The sequence below is a fragment of the Pseudoalteromonas sp. '520P1 No. 423' genome, assembly GCF_001269985.1.
In the GTDB taxonomy this organism is placed as follows: Bacteria; Pseudomonadota; Gammaproteobacteria; order Enterobacterales; family Alteromonadaceae; genus Pseudoalteromonas.
In genome coordinates, this window is record NZ_BBZB01000002.1 from 622,446 (window position 1) to 641,343 (window position 18,898).

The 18,898-nt window shown below is 34.5% G+C and carries 20 protein-coding genes and 1 pseudogene; 11 read left to right on the top strand and 10 right to left on the bottom strand.

Annotated elements, in window-relative coordinates:
- Positions 1–5: 5 nt before the first annotated feature.
- Both PSA_RS21390 and PSA_RS21395 read left to right on the top strand, forming a co-directional pair.
- Complete coding sequence (locus tag PSA_RS21390) at positions 6–563, top strand: sigma-70 family RNA polymerase sigma factor (protein ID WP_042143412.1); 558 nt, start codon at positions 6–8, stop codon at positions 561–563.
- Positions 556–1,203, top strand: coding sequence for a hypothetical protein (locus tag PSA_RS21395; RefSeq protein ID WP_042143410.1), 648 nt, complete (start codon positions 556–558; stop codon positions 1,201–1,203). The genes PSA_RS21390 and PSA_RS21395 overlap by 8 nt, the downstream gene beginning before the upstream one ends.
- A gap of 95 nt (positions 1,204–1,298) precedes the next feature.
- Here PSA_RS21395 and PSA_RS21400 read toward each other — a convergent pair whose 3' ends face one another.
- The 6 genes from PSA_RS21400 to yjeH form a co-directional block, all read right to left on the bottom strand.
- Positions 1,299–2,003, bottom strand: coding sequence for a lipoate--protein ligase (locus tag PSA_RS21400; protein WP_042143408.1), 705 nt, complete (start codon positions 2,001–2,003; stop codon positions 1,299–1,301).
- Between the two features lie 414 nt (positions 2,004–2,417).
- On the bottom strand, positions 2,418–3,686 hold the full coding sequence (locus PSA_RS21405; protein ID WP_042143406.1) for an ATP-binding protein: 1,269 nt from the start codon (positions 3,684–3,686) through the stop codon (positions 2,418–2,420).
- A gap of 12 nt (positions 3,687–3,698) precedes the next feature.
- Positions 3,699–4,412, bottom strand: coding sequence for a response regulator (locus tag PSA_RS21410; protein ID WP_042143576.1), 714 nt, complete (start codon positions 4,410–4,412; stop codon positions 3,699–3,701).
- A 5-nt stretch (positions 4,413–4,417) separates the two neighbouring features.
- Entirely contained in the window at positions 4,418–4,834 is a 417-nt protein-coding gene (locus PSA_RS21415) for a DUF3019 domain-containing protein (RefSeq protein ID WP_052379850.1), read from the bottom strand.
- 12 nt (positions 4,835–4,846) lie between these two features.
- The gene (locus tag PSA_RS21420) at positions 4,847–5,689 is read right to left on the bottom strand and encodes a MipA/OmpV family protein (protein ID WP_042143404.1); all 843 of its coding nucleotides are present in this window, start codon (positions 5,687–5,689) and stop codon (positions 4,847–4,849) included.
- Positions 5,690–5,920: 231 nt separating this feature from the next.
- Positions 5,921–7,183 (bottom strand): L-methionine/branched-chain amino acid transporter, encoded by a 1,263-nt coding sequence (gene yjeH, locus PSA_RS21425; protein ID WP_042143402.1) that lies wholly within the window; start codon positions 7,181–7,183, stop codon positions 5,921–5,923.
- A gap of 146 nt (positions 7,184–7,329) precedes the next feature.
- Here yjeH and PSA_RS21430 point away from each other — a divergent pair, with 146 nt between their 5' ends.
- Positions 7,330–7,761, top strand: coding sequence for an Lrp/AsnC family transcriptional regulator (locus PSA_RS21430; protein WP_042143400.1), 432 nt, complete (start codon positions 7,330–7,332; stop codon positions 7,759–7,761).
- A 40-nt stretch (positions 7,762–7,801) separates the two neighbouring features.
- Positions 7,802–8,562, top strand: a pseudogene (locus PSA_RS21435) (penicillin-insensitive murein endopeptidase).
- Between the two features lie 33 nt (positions 8,563–8,595).
- Here the strand turns inward: PSA_RS21435 and PSA_RS21445 are convergent.
- Entirely contained in the window at positions 8,596–9,780 is a 1,185-nt protein-coding gene (locus PSA_RS21445) for a benzoate/H(+) symporter BenE family transporter (protein WP_042143572.1), read from the bottom strand.
- Positions 9,781–9,891: 111 nt separating this feature from the next.
- On the opposite strand from PSA_RS21445, the gene PSA_RS21450 reads away from it, so the two are divergent.
- Complete coding sequence (locus tag PSA_RS21450; RefSeq protein ID WP_042143397.1) at positions 9,892–10,455, top strand: helix-turn-helix domain-containing protein; 564 nt, start codon at positions 9,892–9,894, stop codon at positions 10,453–10,455.
- A gap of 5 nt (positions 10,456–10,460) precedes the next feature.
- Here PSA_RS21450 and PSA_RS21455 read toward each other — a convergent pair whose 3' ends face one another.
- Positions 10,461–10,787: a helix-turn-helix domain-containing protein gene (locus PSA_RS21455; protein ID WP_042143395.1), complete on the bottom strand. Its 327-nt coding sequence runs from the start codon at positions 10,785–10,787 to the stop codon at positions 10,461–10,463.
- An 84-nt stretch (positions 10,788–10,871) separates the two neighbouring features.
- On the opposite strand from PSA_RS21455, the gene PSA_RS21460 reads away from it, so the two are divergent.
- Positions 10,872–11,159 (top strand): YciI family protein, encoded by a 288-nt coding sequence (locus tag PSA_RS21460; protein ID WP_042143393.1) that lies wholly within the window; start codon positions 10,872–10,874, stop codon positions 11,157–11,159.
- A gap of 116 nt (positions 11,160–11,275) precedes the next feature.
- Here the strand turns inward: PSA_RS21460 and PSA_RS21465 are convergent, their stop codons facing one another.
- Complete coding sequence (locus PSA_RS21465; RefSeq protein ID WP_059365040.1) at positions 11,276–12,574, bottom strand: sulfatase-like hydrolase/transferase; 1,299 nt, start codon at positions 12,572–12,574, stop codon at positions 11,276–11,278.
- A gap of 405 nt (positions 12,575–12,979) precedes the next feature.
- On the opposite strand from PSA_RS21465, the gene PSA_RS21470 reads away from it, so the two are divergent.
- The 5 genes from PSA_RS21470 to PSA_RS21490 are packed head-to-tail and all read left to right on the top strand — an operon-like array spanning position 12,980 to position 18,419.
- Positions 12,980–13,684 carry a transposase gene (locus tag PSA_RS21470; protein WP_042143389.1) on the top strand — a complete coding sequence of 235 codons (705 nt, stop codon included), beginning with the start codon at positions 12,980–12,982 and terminating at the stop codon, positions 13,682–13,684.
- 27 nt (positions 13,685–13,711) lie between these two features.
- A complete protein-coding gene (locus PSA_RS21475; protein ID WP_042143387.1) occupies positions 13,712–15,082 on the top strand; it encodes a glutamine synthetase family protein in 1,371 nt (456 codons plus the stop codon).
- Positions 15,083–15,090: 8 nt separating this feature from the next.
- Positions 15,091–16,497, top strand: coding sequence for an aldehyde dehydrogenase family protein (locus PSA_RS21480; RefSeq protein WP_042143385.1), 1,407 nt, complete (start codon positions 15,091–15,093; stop codon positions 16,495–16,497).
- 18 nt (positions 16,498–16,515) lie between these two features.
- On the top strand, positions 16,516–17,685 hold the full coding sequence (locus PSA_RS21485; protein WP_042143383.1) for an iron-containing alcohol dehydrogenase: 1,170 nt from the start codon (positions 16,516–16,518) through the stop codon (positions 17,683–17,685).
- A 5-nt stretch (positions 17,686–17,690) separates the two neighbouring features.
- Positions 17,691–18,419 (top strand): gamma-glutamyl-gamma-aminobutyrate hydrolase family protein, encoded by a 729-nt coding sequence (locus PSA_RS21490; RefSeq protein ID WP_042143381.1) that lies wholly within the window; start codon positions 17,691–17,693, stop codon positions 18,417–18,419.
- On the opposite strand, the gene PSA_RS21495 is transcribed toward PSA_RS21490, so the two are convergent.
- Entirely contained in the window at positions 18,414–18,857 is a 444-nt protein-coding gene (locus tag PSA_RS21495; RefSeq protein WP_042143380.1) for a thioredoxin family protein, read from the bottom strand. The two genes, PSA_RS21490 and PSA_RS21495, sit on opposite strands and share 6 nt — an antisense overlap.
- Positions 18,858–18,898 lie beyond the last annotated feature (41 nt).

Genomic DNA, 18,898 nt, shown 5'->3' on the forward strand with positions numbered 1-18,898 from the left:
ATAAAATGATTAGTGACGAAGATTTAATGATGCGATACGTCGCAGGAGATATAAAGGCTTTTGAAATGCTGTATTTAAAGCACAAAGGGCCTTTATATCGTTACTTTATTCGCCAATGTAAAGATAGTTATAAAGCTGAAGAGCTATATCAGGACGTATGGCATAAAGTCATTAAGGCAAAAGGCAATTACCAAAATAGCGCTAAATTCACTACTTGGGTTTACCATATTGCCCATAACTTATTAATTGATGAATATAGGCGATTCACTTTAGTAAGTTATGATATCAATGACATGGATGAGCTTGATTCTGGTTCTTATAATAATTTTGCTGATAAATTAGCTGAGCAAGATGTTATAAAACAGCTTAAAGTATGTATAAAAGCATTACCTGGTGTGCAATTAGAAGCCTTTATTTTAAAACAAGAAGCTGGATTTGATCTGCTAGAAATTTCTAACATTGTAAACTGTGATAAAGAAACAATAAAAAGCAGAATTCGGTATGCATATTCGAAACTAAAAATATGCATAAAAAGTAAATTTAAGGGCTCTGTTTATGAATGAAATAGACAACGAAAAATTAGATAAACTCTATAAACTGGGAGCCACTGAAATGCCTTCCAAAGACATAGATTTAGCGATTTTAAACGAGGCAAAAAAGACAACAATTGAAGTTAAGTATTCTCAAAAATGGCGATATGTAGTGCCTGTTGCAGCATCTATGGTTTTAGTATCGTTATTATATTTTGAAAATGAACCCGCTTATAAAAATAATTTACAAATAGAGTCTTTACCGCAGTTTAAAAAGCAAGTATCTCCAGTACAAGATGCTTCATTTAATGAGGTTGAATCAGAAAAGATATCTGAAGAGGCATTTGAAGCAGCAATAGAAGAAAGCAAAATAGAAGTAAATGAAATCCAAGCTTTACCAAAAGACCTAAAGGAAGCTATAAGACCGCAAGGAATTGAGTACAAAGCACCTACAGTTATGCAAAAATCTAAGGCGTTAAAAATGCGAAGTAGCGGTGCTATAAATTTAGACTCGATTAGGTTAGATCCTGCTATTTTGAAAAAGATTGATGATTTGATTGAACAGGGTGAAGTTGTTCAAGCAAAACAAATGGTATTGCAGATAGCCGAAAAAAACCTGAATATGAAAATGGAGCTGAAAAAAATTTATCCAGAATACTTTGAAATTGAATAGAAAATAAAGAAATAAAGGGGTCGGAGTGAATTAATTTAGGTACATTTATTTGTCCCCAAATTAATTCACTCCGACCCCTTTTTGATGGTATTGATTTATTTATGTTTTATAAATGCTTGGGTTATTTTTTGGTAAATTTCATCTATATTTGGGCGCTCGTTTATATGCTCAAATAAACATGTATGTACTTGTGCTTTTACACGTTCTGTTTTTTCGCATATTTCATAACATAAATTTACTGGCTTAATTAATTCATCTAATAATGCATCGATTAAAATAAAAGCTTGGGATAATACTACTTTACCGCCACCTTTTTTAAGAATTACACGCTGCGCGGTGCCAACTATTTTTTTACCATTAATATTAAGGTTGTAGTCGCCATCACAATATGAAAACTCAGTTGCATGAGCTTCACTCTTTAGTCCAAAACCTTCAAAAAATGCATTTAATATTCCGTATAAATCTTGATAAGCCTTGGTAATAGAATAAGGCAGTTCTTCTGGCCAGACATATATATGGGATAAATTAATAACACTTGGGCATTGCGGCACCGGTGCTCCGCCAGTTTTTCTCGAAAGTAATTTCCAATCATTTCTATTTAGCGCGCTGTTTAATTTGCTGCTTTGTGGCCATTTATTCCCAGCAGGCAAAACAAGTGTTGGGCTTTTTGCTTGCCACAACATTAGACATTGATCGAGTTCATTATTTTGTACTTGCATCAATAGCTCGGCTTCTTTATCAAAAGCACTTTGTACTTCAATATTATTGTAACGAATGAGTTTGTTGCGAGTTTTGCTCATGAGGTATTTTTAATATGTAGTTACTATCCTAAGTATGTCAGTACTATACCTTTAAAACGAGATAAGCGTAATAAAGTAAATAGTAATATTAACTATGTTTAGATAAATAAATTTAAGTATAAATTATATCTGATTAAACCTAGCTTATAAGCATTTATATACTTTTTATTGCTTATTTTAATTGGTATTTCTCATGTTAGTATTTCAAATGATAAATTTGGCATAAGTTTAGAGTCACTTGTAGCCATGGTAGTAAAAACCAGTCATGATTCTCAAAAATAAATATCGAAAATTTATTCGAGTTATCTTTGATATTTCAGGATTTAATACCATATGCAATGGGCTAATATTTTTATTAAAGAGAAAATCGTACGCTATTTCCTCTTTAATTTCTTTATGATTAATATATATAATTCAGCCTTTAAAAATAATGCTAAATTCAGCTCCACCAAGGTTCATACATTGGCTTATTTTCAAATTTGCCATATGCCATTGTGCAATTCGTGTCACTATCGCAAGGCCCATACCATAACCTTGTTTATCAATGGCATTATCGCCACGGGTAAAGGGCTTAAGTATCTCTTGGCGTTTTGATTCTTCAATTCCTTCACCATCATCGGCAACTATTAAGCGCGTTACATTATCTTTATGAATTACTTTTACAGCTACTTTTGTATTAGCATATTGGAGTGCATTACTTAATAAGTTATTAATCAACATGGATAGATAATTGATATCAGCTAACAAAGTTACATTGTTATTAGGTATAAATTCAATTTCAATGTGTTTAGGGTTAATTGTATTAATACAATCATTTATTACATCTTGAATGACAACTTTTCTTTTTTCAATTGCAACCATAGCTTGGTCTAAGCGCGCATAGTTTAATAAAACGGCAACTAATTTTTCCATTTCATCAATATCGTGGCTAATATGTTTTTGATATTTTTCACGCAATTTTGGATTGTTAGTCTCTTCTAAAGCCTCAATACCAAATCTTAGTCGTGCAAGCGGAGTGCGTAGGTCGTGAGAAACAGCATTGCCCAGTAATAGATTATCACTGATCAAAGTTTCAATTCTTTGTGCCATTTTATTAAATTCGACTTCAATATCTGCAATATATGATGTTTTTTCTATTGTGATCCTTTGCTCTAATTTACCTTCTCCAAAGGCTTTGGCTGTGATCCCTAATTGTCGTAAATTTTTTATTAATGGGTATAACCAAATAAATAAAATCAGTAATAGGGTGATATAAAATATAGAGGTGAATATCAGTTGTAGTTGACTATTGTCTTGCTCATTTATCAATTGGGGTAAAGTTAATACCAAAACATGCTGATGTTTTGGTAACACAACATGGATCAAAATATCATTATCAGACTCTAAAGTGAGCGGTATACCCGATTTAAAGCTTTGTTGTAAAGATTGCGGTAAAGGGAAAGCTTCTAAATTAATTAAGCTTATTTTTAAATCATTGCTTTTTTGCCATTGGCTTACAAATGCTTGTATATCGCTTTGTTCATCTAAAGTTTGCGCTAAAGCTGTCGTGATTTGTTTATAAGGTTTTAGCTCGTCTATTTGATTTTTAGTTTGATATTGTGCAAATAAATTATCTAACCCCCAGCCTAGCCCTATGATGGAAAAAATAACAATGAGTACTAAAGATAAAATCAGTTTTTTCATAATGAACTCCGGTTATTTAGTCCAAGCATCTTTTGCTAATAAATAACCTTTTCCCCATACCGTTTTGATTCGATAAGGTGAGGTTGCATTATCTCCCAGTTTTTTTCGTAAGCGAGAAATTATAATATCAACAGAGCGATCAAAACCATCGTACTCTATGCCCCTAAGTTCAGTAACTAGGTCTTGTCTAGTCACTAATGCATTAGCATTTTGTGCTAATAACCAAAGCACATCAAATTCATTAGATGAAACTGCGATCACTTCATCTGATAATGTTGTAGTACGAGAGTGAGAATCTATCGCAAACTCTCCAAAACATAGGGTGTTACTATCGTCAGTTAAAGGTGTTGATTGAATATTAGCACGACGAAAGAGTGCTTTTATTCTTGATAACAATACACGCGGTTTTACTGGTTTAGTAACATAATCATCAGCACCTAATTCAAGACCTAAAATCTCATCCATTTCATGATCTCTAGCAGTCATCATTAAAATAGGGCCAGAGTAAAAGTCTCTTATTTCCCGACAAACATCAAATCCATCTTTTACAGGTAACATGATATCTAATACAACTAAATCTGGTTTATCTGAGGCAATTAGATCAATCGCCAAATCACCTCTATTGACTAAAGTTACAAGATATCCATGCTCTGTTAAATAGTCACTAAACCATTCGGCAAGTGACATATCATCTTCCACTAAAATAATATGCTGCATAGGGGGCATATCTATCAAAATAATCTCCAACTAGATTTTGAACGTTTTTTTGACTTGTATACCCATGCAACCACTATTTGTGCATGTGCAACATCTGTATTTGAATCTTGCAGTTGTAAACTAAAGTCATTGCTTTGTGTTGATTGAAAATCAAAACTATATTGGCCAGAGTTTTTATCTGACCAACATTTCATAACTTGGCTTCTGGTATTGTTTACTAAGCAGTAATCATTTAATTTTGCTTGCCAATCAAATGTCACTTCTAAATAACATTTTTGTCCTTTATGTAAAGCAACACAGCTTTTAGGCGTAACAACTAGCGTTGCATTTGTTTCAGAGGCATTTGATATAAATGAGATTGGCAAAAACATAACGCTAGTTAGTAAGTATTTAGCCGTTGATTTTTTGAGTGAGATAAGCGTTCTTTTCATAATCAACTACTCTTAAAAAACGAAGCTAATGCTAGTTGAAAGTGACATCACATTATCACGTTTATCTACAAAAATAGGGCTATCAGTTTTGTCTCCTAAAAATTGTACAAACCGTGCGGTAGAGCGAAATACCCAATCTTCTGTTATAGGGTAAGTAACACCAGCCTCAGCTGTTAGATTAAAGTTTGAGCCAGCTGTATATTCATCAAAATCAGTTCTTGCGGCTTCTTCAGCAGAGATCCCTAAGTAATAATCATTTAATTTAGCATCAAAAAATTGTACGCCAGCCATTGAATGAAAATTCCAATTTCTAACTTGCCAATTACGGCCTATTAAGGCTGATGCTGTTGTGCCATTATGATTACTACCTATATTATGTTTAACAGAAAATTGTACTATATTATCATCAATATATCCGGTTAAACGGCCACCAAACATAGTTGCTGAATCTCGATCATCTAAACCGTTAAATCTATCATTCTCACCACCTTGAATCCCATGACCTTTTGGGGCTAAAACAATATCAAATGACCAGTTATCGCTTGAATAAGCGTTATAGCCAAATAATAATGGGTCTGTACTTTCACCAAATTTTTCAATAAAAAAACCACGCCAATTATAACTTCCGTTTACAACTAAAAAGGCACCAGCCCATTCATTGTCTTCATCTTCTTCAACTGTTGGTCCTGTTCCTGTAGCTAAACCTAAACCTAGTTCAAAATAGTTTTCAGTTGTATTATCTTGTTGTGTTTTTCTAAGAGTGTGAGAGATATCAGCTGCAAAAAGGTTGCTTGTAAAACTTGTGCCTAATAACGCCAAAGCTGAAAAAGTGATTTTATTAAAAGTTATCTTCATGGTATTTATTTCCTTAATTTTTAAACGCCATGTCATTATATTTATTCGCTGATAATTTGACGTAACAAGATCCATCATCTGTAACAAAGTGTATCATTGGTGATTACACTAATTCACAAGACATAAAAAAGGCACCTAATGTGCCTTTTCGATTGATTATGCATTTTAACTAAATAGTGACGAGATAAGAAGTTATTACTCTTTTAGTGACTGTAAATATGAAACAAAATGTTAAACTGATATCTGTTTATCAGCCTGTTTGATTTGTTGCCACCATAAAAATGGCACTGTTATAGTGATTAATATGACGGCATAAATCATTTGCCAACCTAAACCCCAAGCAAGTAAAAAACAAAATAAACAGCCAAGAGTAATAAGAGATCTGTACTTTCTACTTAAGATCTTAAATGCAGATAACATAGAGGCAAAATAAATAACAACAAATACGCCATTAACTAATGAAATCAATTTTTCAATTTCTTGACCTGTAACAAATACAGTTGTTAAAACAAATCCCATAATAACTAATACACCAGATAAAGCGCGAGCAGGTACATGGTTGGCGTTTAATTTTGAAAAATAACTGGGGAGAACACCATCATTGCTAAAACTACAAACTAAACGCGCCACACTTGCGGTATATACATTTACCGTGGCAAGGCCGCCAGCAATGCCTAAAACACCGATAACTTGAGCTCCAATATTCCCAAAAATATTACCTAATAAATTATCAAAAATACCAACCATAGCTAGCTCAGTTGTTGTAGGTACTTCAATAATAATTTGTGTACAAGCGAGGTAAATTAATCCCACTAAAATAGTACCAATCATCATCGCCGGAACCAGATCTTTCTTAGGATTTTCAAAATCATTAGCTAAATGGCTCATGGCTTCTACACCTAAAAAGCTCCAAAACGCTAACCCAGCAGCAGCCATAATTAAATCTATATCAGCTTTTGGTAAATCATTGGTTAAAACCGTGCTTGTGCTTGATTGACTAAGACCAAATAAAATAACTACGACAGAAACAATTGCCAAAGTAAGTATAAATTGCAATTTGGCTGATATTTGAATGCCACGATAATTTAGCATAAAAAGTAGTAGCAATACGCTAAGCTCAGTAAATAGTAAAATTAAGCCATTTAATTCAATCAATGAACCGACAAATTGAAAGGTCATTAAAATAGCAGCTGGCGCACCGAGTGGCACAACAAATAAAAAAATAAGACCAATTGTTCGCCCTGCAATCGGACCAAAAGCTTGTTCTACAAAATAGGCTGGTCCAGCACTATGGGGCAATTTTGCTGATAATTTTGCAAAAACTAAAGTAACAGGAATGATCGCTAATGTGAGCAAAAGCCAAGCAAATATGGCACCTTCACCAGCAATGTCAAGTGTCATTTGCGGTAAGATAAATACGCCCGTACCTAATAAAGTTGTTGCCATTAACCCCGCGCCTTGCCAACGACCTATTTTTTTTGACTCATGTTTCATCATGCTTTCCATCTTGATATTAATAGGGTTAGTATACGCATCAAGCCGATGACAATGTGTCATGCTTATTATACAAAAAGTAATTTAGACCGACAAAATTACGGTAATTAGTATTTATTCCGTCATTATGATTTTATGAGGTTTTAATGGACAAATTTGATGAAGCAATCATAGCGCAATTAAGAGTTAACGCTCGAGAAAGTATCTCTAATATTGCGCAATCGGTGAGCTTATCGCGTTCAGCTGTATCTGAGCGTATAAAGAAATTAGAGCAAAACGGTATTATTCGTGGTTATCAAGTATTACTGAGTGAATCACAAAAAGAAGGTGTCTCAGTGTATTTTGAAATCCAGCATAAGTGTGCCAGATGCTCAGATGTGGTACATGTATTTAAAGCGATCCCTGAAGTGATCACTTGTAGTGGCATAACCGGAGATATGGACTTATTGGTATATGTACAAGCAGACTCAATGCGCCGAATTCATGAAATACGAGAGCACTTAGATACACAAATCGACATTGTAAAAATTAAAACTCATGTTGTGATGAGTGAATGGATAGATAATCACTGTAGATAAACTATGATCATTAATAGTTTTCTACCTTTTAAATTGGCGTATGTTTTATTACTTTTTTTGTAAGATAAGTTTAATTTTCATAATACTATTAAGTGTTAATAACGCATTAGCCCTTTCATGGCAGGATTTTTATGCACCTAATAATCAAAAACCTAATGCAGTTGGTACGTATAATAATGGCTGTTTATTGGGTGGTGCAGTCTTGCCTGAAAAAGGGGAGGGTTTTCAAGTAATTCGCACGTCTCGTAATCGTTTTTATGGTCACCCAAACTTGATTGATTTTATTAAAAGTTTAGCAATAGCGACAAAAGCACAAGGGCTAGATGATTTATTAATTGCTGATATTGCGCTTTCATTAAAACAAAGAGAAACAGTTAATAAATTAGACGTAGTTATTAAAAAACAGTTTAAAGTAAAAGCTGCTATCTGGGATCCAGATTATATTACTTTAATTAAAGAGGCGGCCATAAGTGAACAAGTCGCACGTATTTTTGTAAGCCTAGTAATAAAACAGCCATTGTGCGATATGGCATTTCTTGACGATACTTGGTTAAGTAAAGTTCGCCCATGGTGGGGCATAGTTATCATATGCATGTAAGGTTAACTTGTCCTCAAGGTAATTTACATTGTAAAAATCAAAAACAAGTTGCTTCTACCAGTGGTTGTAATGAACTGACTTGGTGGCGAAATCAATTTACAAAGCCAGCTAAAAAATCGACATCTAAACCAGTGAAAACAAAGTCTAAAATAAAAGCTAAAGTAAAGCCTGAACAATGTCAGGCTTTACTTGTAAATAAATAGGCTGAGTTGTTATTTTACTGTTTGCTTGATGATCTATTCTTCTGTTTTTGAGGTTTTCTTATTTGCGCTGTTTTGAATCATTAAAGTGATGACCCCAGCAATAATTCCCCATAAAGCAGAGCCTATGTTAAATAGCACTAAATCAGATGCAGTCACTAAAAATGTAATGATAGTTGCTTCTGATAAGCTAGGTTGTGATAAAGCTTGCTTTAAACTCCCTGCAATCGTAGAAAATAAAGCGATTCCGGCTAAAGCTAAAATTAATGCCGTAGGCAGGGCATCAAATATATTTATTAAGCTGGCAGCGAATAACCCCATGATAATGTAAAATATTCCGGCAAATACTGCAGACCAATATCGTTTATTTTTATTCGGATCTACCTCTTCACTCATGCAAATTGCAGCCGTGATCGCGGCTAAATTAATTGCATAACCACCAAAAGGCGCAATTAATATATTGGTAAAACCTGTAATGCTAATAATAGGTGAAATCTTAGGTTGATAACCATGAGCGTATAAAACTGCAATACCTGGCACATTTTGAGACGCCATAGTGACAATAAATAAAGGTAATGAAATACTGATAATAGCTGTAAGGTTGAAATCAGGTGACGTGTATTTAAATTGGCTCATTTGCCACTGAAAATCACTTAAGTTAACTAAATTACCAAAATATGCAGCGCTTGCACCTGTTATTAATACTATCAACATGGCGAATCTAGGCAGAAAGGCTTTGGCCATTAGATAACTCACTAACATTGAGGCAATTATTAAAAAGTTGTGTTCAAACAAATTAAATACTTCAATACCAAAATTGACAAGAATGCCTCCAAGCATTGCATTGGCAATGGGTTGTGGAATTTTGTTGATTATTTTTTCAAATACGCCACTTATGCCTGAGATAAAAATAAGTACGGCACACACAATAAATGCACCTATGGCTTCATTGATATTAAAACCTTGCGTACTTGTTATGAGTAAAGCAGCCCCAGGTGTTGACCAAGCAATCAAAAGAGGCACTTTATAATAAATAGATAGCCCTATAGAAGTAATGCCCATAGCTAAACCTAGTACTAAAAGCCAACTAGATACGATTGTAGAGTCACCACCTAAATTAATAACCATTTGATAAATAAGAGCAATAGAGCTAGTCATGCCAATTAATACGGCAACAAACCCAGGGGTAGACCAGTTTAAAATGTTTTGAATTTTTTGCATGTTAGTCTCAATATTATCAATAACCATTCAGGTTGTGCGTTAAAACGCACGAGACTAAATTAACATTGTATGTTATAACGCACAAGGGATTTCAATTTATAATTTGAAGATATGTCTGAGACTAAAATTATTACTGATGTAAATGTACATTTAGCTAAAAACCTTAAATATGCCAGAGCTCAAAAAGGATGGAGTTTAGATACCTGCGCTAAAAATACAGGCGTATCAAAAGCCATGTTAGGGCAAATCGAACGTGAGGAGTCGAGTCCTACAATCTCTAAGCTATGGCAAATCGCCAGCGGATTTGAATTACCCCTATCTTATTTTTTGACTGAACAAATTTTGTTTGACTCAGTATCTGAAGCTTTAATTTCTGAAGCTGAGAACCCTAAAAGCATCAGCATAAAAACAGTATTTGAATTTGATGAAGTATCAAAAATGGAAACTTTTGAGATTACCTTAAATCGGCAGCATGAGCATATGTCTGAGCCACACAATAAAAATGTATTTGAGCATATTATAGTGCTTCAAGGAGAAATGGCTTTTTACATTGATGGTCACTGGAAAGCACTAAAAGCGGGAGATAGTACTAAGTTTAGTGGCAACCAAATACATGGCTATCGAAACTTACATAAAACAGCTGCTATTTTTCATAATATTATTTGTTATTTATAAGGTATTTATTGGCACTCTTTTTCCCACTGTCTGGACCAGTCTCTCAGAGGATCTAACGTTTGCATAAGAGATACACCCAAAGTGGTTAGCTTATAACCTGATGGTTCTGAAGCAACCAACTTTGCTGTTGTAAGTTGCTTTATTCTCGTGTTTAGTACAGATGGGGACATTCCTCCACATTGTTCTTGTAGCGCTCTAAAGCTTAATGATTTATTACGTAACTCCCACATAATTCTCATATTCCATTTTCTGCCTAGAAGATCAAAAAGAGCCATGATAGCAATTCCTGATGTTGAACCTTTAACTGAATTATTTGGTAATGGAGTTATCATAAGTATTGCGCTTCTAAAATAGTAGCGATATGCTACGAAATAAGTAGCGATATTATATTAATTAGTTAAAAAAGCGAGGGAAATATGTTTTTAGTAGATATGATTTTTACGGATATGAATAAAATAACAGCTAGCTTAACGAGTAAACATAAACATTATCTTGAACAAGAATATCAATCTAATAAATTAATGTTTGGTGGTCGTAAAGTGCCAAGAAATGGAGGGATTATAATATCGAAGCACGAAAGTAGGGAGTTACTTGAGTCAATCCTAAAATCAGATCCTTTCATAATTAATGGTGCTGCAACTTATACTATTACAGAATTTATTCCTGTAATGGCTTCAAAAGATTATGAAGATATAATAGCTTAATTTTAGTGAGGTAAAATCAGCCTCATTGGGCTGATTTGAACTAAACTAGTGCGTACTGACAATAATACTTCACAATGTAATAAATATTCTATTGCTTTTTAATCGTAGTTGTAAAATTAATAGGATTCTAAACTCTTTTCCCAGTTTTCAAGTTCTTGCTTAAGTTGATTCGCTTTTTTGATCTGTTTATGAAAAATGTTTTGTTTTTCACTGATATCAGTCTCTAAGTTAAAAAGTAGTTGAGAGTATCCATCAACAATATATTTCCAGTTTTGTTTACGAACAGCTTTCATTTTTCGACCTTTGAAATATAAACTACGATCAACATAATTGTCTGGCTGTGCAGTGATTTCGAGTAAACTGGTGCCATCTAAGGAAGTCGCAACATATGTACTCTGTGAAGCATCTAGCATAGTTGCAGTTAGATCCATGGCTATTGTAGGGATTTGAAAAATATTATTTATTTTTAATTTATTTGGCCAGCGCATTATGAGTGGAACACGTATGCCCCCCTCCCACAAAGTGCCGAAGCCATGAAACAAAGGGCCCGAATCAACAAGGTGTCGACCACCATGATCATAAGTAAATATGACTAGGGTATTGTCATCAAGATTTAATGTTTTTAACTTGTTTAACACCTTACCAATGCCAAAATCCATGCTTTCAATCATGGAAACATAATCGGAACGGCTGGCTTTATTTGCATCCCACCCGGTATCCCATTTAGACTTTTCCAGATCCGGCTTTTGATATGGCGGTAATCCAGCATTATATGAAAGATAAAGGAAAAATGGCTCTTTGTTATTATTATCAATAAATTGTACTGCTTCATTTGTAAAAATATCCGTGAGATAGCCAGATTCATTTACAAGCTCTTTATTTCGATATAAGCCAGGTTCACCGTCAGAAGTTAAATGATTATGGTAGCCTAATGTCCAAGCGTTAAATCCTAAAAAATAATCAAAACCATGATCATTAGGACTGAAATTTTCTTCTTGTCCAAGGTGCCACTTACCAATTAGAGCTGTTTTATAGCCATTAGATTTTAAACCTTTAAGTAAATTGTTATTTTTTGAGTGTAAACCTCTGCCTTTTTTATGCTCAAAAGGCTGTAATACTTTCGAGGGATATTTCCCACTCATTAACGAGGCACGAGAAGGTATGCAAGATGAAGCTGCGGCATAATGATTGGTAAATTTAATACCCTGAGAAGCTAATGCATTGAGTGAGGGGGTTTTTATATCAGTTGCACCATAAGGTTCTGTATCGGCATATCCCATATAGTCAGCAACAATAAATATAATATTAGGCGATTTTTTATTATTGCTTGCCAGCGATGTTGCAGGTAAGAAGCATAAAAATAACGTTAAAGTGATGATCCAATGTTTAATCATTTTTGTGAGGTTAATATCCATAGTGAGGTGAGTTGTTTGATCTATATATAATTGTTTTTATTGAAAATATATAAAAATTTACAATAGCTACCTTATCATTCGATTATATGTTTAACAATTAAATAGTTAAATTAACATAATGGATCCCTAACTCTTATTGTATCTTGAATTTAATTTTTCTTGAGTCATATACTATATGGCAATTTTGGTTGGCTGTGGATTGACTCATTATGGGTATCAACAAAAGCCAGAGAAAAGAGCTGTAAAAATGCGCATTTAATCAGCTTTACTCACCAAAATGTCGGCTTTTTTATCAAAAAGGCTCGTAAATTAAAAAGGGGTCGGAGTCAATTAATTTGATTTCCCCTTTCAGAACACCCCATCTGCACTATACTCATTTTATGAAGTGATGTTCAGGAATGAGCCATGCCAAGGAAAGTAAGATTCTACGCCGCAGGGATCCCTAGTCATATTGTACAGCGTGGCAATAATAAACAAGCCTGCTTTTTTTGTGATGACGATTATGGCTTTTACATAAAGGCGTTAAGCGAAGCTTTAATTGAATATAAGGTAAAACTTCATGCCTTTGTTTTAATGACCAATCACGTTCACCTATTAATGACACCTAGCGATCATGAAGGCATTTCAAAAGTGATGCAAAGTGTTGGACGTAAATATGTTAGATATATAAATGGTATTTATAATCGCACTGGGACTTTATGGGAAGGTAGACATAAAGCAAGTCTTATAGATAGTGAACGCTACCTTCTAATTTGCCAGCGATATATAGAACTTAATCCGGTCAGAGCTAAAATGGTAGATTCACCAGAGGAATATACTTGGTCTAGCTATCAGCATAATGGCGTAGGAAAAACACTTCAATGCATCACACCTCACGACGAATATTTAAAGTTAGGGCAATCTCAACAAAGTCGATTAAATAATTATCGTGAATTATTTACTCAGCAGATTTCTTCAGAACAACTTCATCATATAAGGGAGTGTTTAATACATAATTATCCGTTTGGTGATGAAGAATTTAAAACGCAAATAGAGCAAACATTAGAAATGAAAATTGGTCAATTAAAGCAAGGTCGACCAATTAATATTGATAATAAACCGGTTAATTGACTCCGACCCCTTTTTATAAGGAATGTTATGTTAGAACCAAGAATGGTAAAAACAGTTGTTGATGCAAAAAAGATTGTTGAACAACGTGGCTTGTCTTATATCAAGGTTGGGTTATTTGATATTGATGGTGTAATGCGCGGAAAGTACATGAGTAAAGAAAAGTTCTTTTCATCTTTAGAGTGTGGTTTTGCATTTTGTGATGTAGTTTTAGGCTGGGATGCTAACGATCAGCTTTATGATAATACCGCTTATACAGGTTGGCATACTGGTTACCCTGATGCACAAGTTGAAATTATTCCGAGTTCTTGCCGTGAACTGCCTCTTGAAGATAATATGCTGTTATTTATTGCACAATTTAGTGACGCTGCAGCGAGTATATGCCCTAAAAACGTATTAAATCGTGTGATATCTCAAGCAGAAGAAATGGGCTTTATCGCGAGTGCTGCTTTTGAATATGAATTTTTCATGTTTGATGAAACACCTGAGTCTATTCGAGAAAAAAACTTCAAAAATTTAAAACCTTTAACACCTGGAAATTTCGGCTACTCCGTTTTAAGAAATAGCACCAACGCAGATATTTATCAGCAAATTTTACAATTAGGAGAAGCGATGGATTTTCCTATTGAGGGATTACATGCTGAAACTGGACCCGGAGTATTAGAGGCTGCTATTAATCATGATATTGCTGAAAATTCCGCAGATAAAGCGGCATTATTTAAAACATTTATTAAAGTTTGGGCGCAGCAAAACCACTTAATGGCGACCTTTATGGCCAAGTGGTCAAATAAATTGCCAGGGCAAAGTGGTCATATTCATATCTCTTTAAAAAACTTAGCTGGCGATTCTGTTTTTTATGATGAATCTAAAGCATTTAATATGAGTGAGTTACAAAGTTATTTTTTAGCCGGCCAACAAAAGTATATGCCTGAATTTTTAGTCATGATTTCACCTACTGTTAATAGTTATAGCCGAATGGTTCCTGGACTTTGGGCACCCTTAGATGCTACTTGGGGTGTCGAAAATCGTACCACGGCACTACGTTTAATACCTGGTACAGCAAAGTCTCAAAGAATTGAATATCGACTCGGCGCTGCAGATGCAAATCCTTATATTGCTTTGGCTGCGGCTTTAGGCTCTGGCTTATTGGGCATTAAAGAAAAGTTAGCGCTCAAAGCACAAGTTGAAGGCAACGCGTATGAGCAAACACATCATGAGTCTTTAACATTACCACAGTCTTTAAGTGAGGCGGCAAAGAAACTCAAAAATTCACAAGCTGCAAATAAACTATTTGGTAAAGAATTTGTTGAGCACTTTGCTCAAACAAGATTATGGGAAGAAAGAGAGTATCGTAAACATGTTTCTGACTGGGAACTCGAGCGATACTTTGAAATTATCTGAGGTGCTATATGTTGTTAAACACAGATGAAGATCTTCAAGTTACACGTACGCCAATTGATAACTCTATTTATGTCGAGCGTGTTTTAGCTAATTCACAAAACATTAGTCAAACACTTAAACTTGCCAAATCAGCGCAATTAAAGTGGAAAAAAACAACTTTAAACCAACGTAAAAAAATGTGCCTTGCTATGGTGAATGCTTTTATTGAAAATAGCGATGAAATTGCATTACAGCTAAGTTATATGATGGGTCGCCCAATCAAATATGCGTTAAGTGAAGTTTTAGGTATGGCCCAGCGTGCTCGTCATATGATCAATATTGCAAAAGACAGTTTAAAAACGATTAAGGTTTCATCAAATAAAAATATAACAAGCTATATAAAGCGAGAGCCATTAGGCATTGTATTTGTAATAGCGCCATGGAATTATCCATATTTAACAGCTATTAATAGCATTATTCCTGCGATAATGGCGGGAAATACCGTGATATTAAAACACTCCTCACAAACACCTTTATGTGCTGAGCAATTTGAAAAAGCATTTGAACAAGCAAATTTCCCCAAAGGTGTATTTCAATATTTACACTTAAGTCATGGTAATACTGAAGTCATTATTAAACAAAACAAAGTCGATTATGTTTCTTTTACAGGTTCAGTGGCGGGTGGCAAGGCAATTGAAAATGCCTGTAATGGTCATTTTATGGGATTAGGGTTAGAGCTTGGCGGTAAAGATCCAGCTTATGTATGTGATGATGCTGACCTTAAACATGCGGTTGAGACTTGTATAGATGGTGCCTTTTTTAATTCAGGGCAATCATGTTGTGGCATTGAGCGAATATATGTTGCTGAGCAGATATTTGATGAATTTGTTGAACAGGCAACTGAGCTAGTTAAACAATATAAGTTAGGTTCACCGCTTGATGTAGATACAACACTTGGGCCTATGGTGAATTCAAAGCCTGCAGACTTTGTTCGTGAACAAATACACCATGCAGTAATAGCTGGCGCTAAGACTCATATTACCTCAGAAGATTTTCCATTAGATAAAGAAGGTAGTGCTTACTTAGCACCGCAAATATTAACGAATGTCGATCATTCAATGGATATTATGACTAAAGAAAGTTTTGGTCCGGTAGTTGGTATAATGAAAGTCCGTAGTGATAAACAAGCTATTGAGTTAATGAATGATTCTGAATTTGGATTAACAGCATCTGTATTTACGAAAGATACTGATCGCGCTATCACCATAGGCGAACAGCTAGAAGCGGGCACTTTTTTTATGAATCGCTGTGATTATCTTGACCCTTCACTTGCATGGACTGGCGTTAAAAACTCAGGCAGAGGCTGTACTTTATCGACTTTAGGTTATGGTGTATTAACCCGGCCAAAATCATTTCACTTAAAAACTAAAATTTAAAATAATATAGGCATAACTATGAAGCTTGATCATTTAAAGGCAGATTGGAATTACCCTACTAATATAAAGCAAGGAGTAGGGCGAATAGTTGAATTACCTAATCTATGTAAAGATTTAGGCATGAAAAAACCATTAGTTATTACAGATCCTTTTTTAGCTGGGCAGCCTATGGTGGCTAAGGTTTTGAGCAATTTTTGTGATCAGGATATGAAAGTCGATGTTTTTAGTAACATAGTGGGTAACCCAACCGAACAAAATGTAAAAGATGGTGTAGTCGCATTCAATAATGGTAATCATGATGGTGTGATTGCTTTAGGTGGCGGCTCTGCTATAGATGCCGCAAAGTCAGTTGCTTTAATGATTGGGCAAACATTGCCATTATGGAGTTTTGAAGATAAAGCAGATAATTGGATTCGCGTAAATACAATAAATATGGCACCTGTCATTGCTGTGCCTACAACATCCGGTACCGGCTCTGAAGTAGGTCGCGCTTCTGTGATCACAGATGTTGAAGCAAAAATAAAACGTCTTATTTTTCATCCAAATATGTTACCCAGTATTGTGATTTTAGATCCCGAGCTTACCTTAGATTTACCTGCACATTTAACGGCGGCAACCGGCATGGATGCCTTTTCACATGCATTAGAAGCTTATTGTGCGCCTAGTTATCATCCAATGGCGCAAGGTATTGCATTAGAAGCTATTAGGTTACTCAAAGGTAGTTTATTAAAAGCAACACTCGACGGGAAAAACTTAGAAGCCAGAGCACAGTGTATGGTGGCATCAACTATGGGCGCTACTGCATTTCAGAGAGGTTTAGGCGCGATGCATGCTTTAGCACATTCTTTAGGCGCACTTTATAATTGTCATCATGGACTATTGAATGCCATATTGATGCCATATGTATTAAAAGCCAATAGGTCTGAAATAGAAGGCAGAATAAGACGGTTAACACGCTATGTAGGATTAAAAGATGCGTGTTTCGACAGCTTTATCGCTTGGGTGATCACATTTCGCCAACAACTTAGCATTCCACACACACTCAGTGATATCGACATCACAGCCAAAGATGCTTGTTTAATTGGCAAAATGGCATTTAATGATCCTTGTGCTGCTGGCAATCCAATTCAATTTAGTGAAAAACAATATAGTGACATCTTTATCAATGCTTTAAATGGTGAAATATAAGTTTTATGAAATTAGGTATTTTGATTTGTGATCACGTGCAAACACATTTGCAATCAGAGTTTGGTGATTACCAAGATATGTTTATTAGCACAATAAATAAAGCCAACTGTGATATTAAAAACCTAAAACTGTCATTTTATGATGTAGAAAGCGGGCAATACCCAACTGATATAAATGATTGCGATGTTTATATGAGCACAGGCAGTCAATATAGTGTTTATGAAAATCAAGCATGGATCACACAATTACTCGCATTCATACAATCTTTGTATATCGCTAAAAAGCCCTTTGTTGGTATTTGTTTTGGCCATCAATTAATAGCACAGGCTTTAGGTGGATTAGTTGAAAAATCGGTTAAAGGTTGGGGAGTTGGTGTAACCACTTCAAAAGTAATAAAAAAACAATCTTGGATGAAACCTGATTTAAACTCAGTCAATTTAATCGTAAGCCATCAAGACCAAGTCATCAAACTGCCAAAAGACACTGAGGTATTGATGGGTAATCAATTTTGCCCTTATTACATGATTCAAATTGATAAACATATTTTAGGTATACAAGGCCACCCAGAATTTAGCCGTAATTATTCAAAGGCTTTAATGCTTTCACGAAAAGATAGGATCCCAAAACAGGTGTTAGATAAAGGGGTTGTATCGTTAAATAAAATTCCTGATGACTTAATAATAATGCAGTGGCTTTTGTGTTTTTTTAATAGACAATGGCCAGTAAAGCTATAAATCAAGGTTAAATAAAATGTTTTTGATTTTCTTGTATATAATTATGTCATCTAGAGTTGATGCGGATGCAAACTCGCCTTTGTTACTCACATAAAGAATTGATTTATTGAAATTAATAATTGCGATAGATGGAATACCACTATCTATAGGATTATTAAATGAATTAGTGAAATCCATATTCTTATTCCACATTCCTGTATCAACATTCATTACAATAAAATTGTTATCAATTATTTCTTTAGTTTTATCATTCGAGATCTTAGCTTTAAAGCTGATGCAATCTTTACACCAATCAGAGCCAAATATGATTAGTACCAATTTCTTCTCTTTTTTAGCTAGGTGTAAAGTTTTATTCAATCTAAGTGAAGGGTCATCTTTGAAAGTTTGTTTTTCAATAGAAAGTGAAGAAGAGCTTAGCAGTGCTATTATTAGTAACATTATAAATTTCAAAGAATACCTCTTCTTTTATAGTTGTTGTT

Coding starts and splice junctions, on each gene's coding strand:
- PSA_RS21420 (WP_042143404.1), bottom strand. CDS start 5,689: ATGAAGATAACTTTTAATAAAATCACTTTTTCAGCTTTGGCGTTATTA.
- PSA_RS21445 (WP_042143572.1), bottom strand. CDS start 9,780: ATGCAAAAAATTCAAAACATTTTAAACTGGTCTACCCCTGGGTTTGTT.
- PSA_RS21460 (WP_042143393.1), top strand. CDS start 10,872: ATGTTTTTAGTAGATATGATTTTTACGGATATGAATAAAATAACAGCT.
- PSA_RS21490 (WP_042143381.1), top strand. CDS start 17,691: ATGAAATTAGGTATTTTGATTTGTGATCACGTGCAAACACATTTGCAA.
- PSA_RS21495 (WP_042143380.1), bottom strand. CDS start 18,857: ATGTTACTAATAATAGCACTGCTAAGCTCTTCTTCACTTTCTATTGAA.
- PSA_RS21475 (WP_042143387.1), top strand. CDS start 13,712: ATGTTAGAACCAAGAATGGTAAAAACAGTTGTTGATGCAAAAAAGATT.
- PSA_RS21470 (WP_042143389.1), top strand. CDS start 12,980: ATGCCAAGGAAAGTAAGATTCTACGCCGCAGGGATCCCTAGTCATATT.
- PSA_RS21400 (WP_042143408.1), bottom strand. CDS start 2,003: ATGAGCAAAACTCGCAACAAACTCATTCGTTACAATAATATTGAAGTA.
- PSA_RS21450 (WP_042143397.1), top strand. CDS start 9,892: ATGTCTGAGACTAAAATTATTACTGATGTAAATGTACATTTAGCTAAA.
- PSA_RS21485 (WP_042143383.1), top strand. CDS start 16,516: ATGAAGCTTGATCATTTAAAGGCAGATTGGAATTACCCTACTAATATA.
- PSA_RS21390 (WP_042143412.1), top strand. CDS start 6: ATGATTAGTGACGAAGATTTAATGATGCGATACGTCGCAGGAGATATA.
- PSA_RS21455 (WP_042143395.1), bottom strand. CDS start 10,787: ATGATAACTCCATTACCAAATAATTCAGTTAAAGGTTCAACATCAGGA.
- PSA_RS21410 (WP_042143576.1), bottom strand. CDS start 4,412: ATGCCCCCTATGCAGCATATTATTTTAGTGGAAGATGATATGTCACTT.
- PSA_RS21465 (WP_059365040.1), bottom strand. CDS start 12,574: ATGGATATTAACCTCACAAAAATGATTAAACATTGGATCATCACTTTA.
- PSA_RS21415 (WP_052379850.1), bottom strand. CDS start 4,834: ATGAAAAGAACGCTTATCTCACTCAAAAAATCAACGGCTAAATACTTA.
- PSA_RS21395 (WP_042143410.1), top strand. CDS start 556: ATGAATGAAATAGACAACGAAAAATTAGATAAACTCTATAAACTGGGA.
- yjeH (WP_042143402.1), bottom strand. CDS start 7,183: ATGAAACATGAGTCAAAAAAAATAGGTCGTTGGCAAGGCGCGGGGTTA.
- PSA_RS21405 (WP_042143406.1), bottom strand. CDS start 3,686: ATGAAAAAACTGATTTTATCTTTAGTACTCATTGTTATTTTTTCCATC.
- PSA_RS21480 (WP_042143385.1), top strand. CDS start 15,091: ATGTTGTTAAACACAGATGAAGATCTTCAAGTTACACGTACGCCAATT.
- PSA_RS21430 (WP_042143400.1), top strand. CDS start 7,330: ATGGACAAATTTGATGAAGCAATCATAGCGCAATTAAGAGTTAACGCT.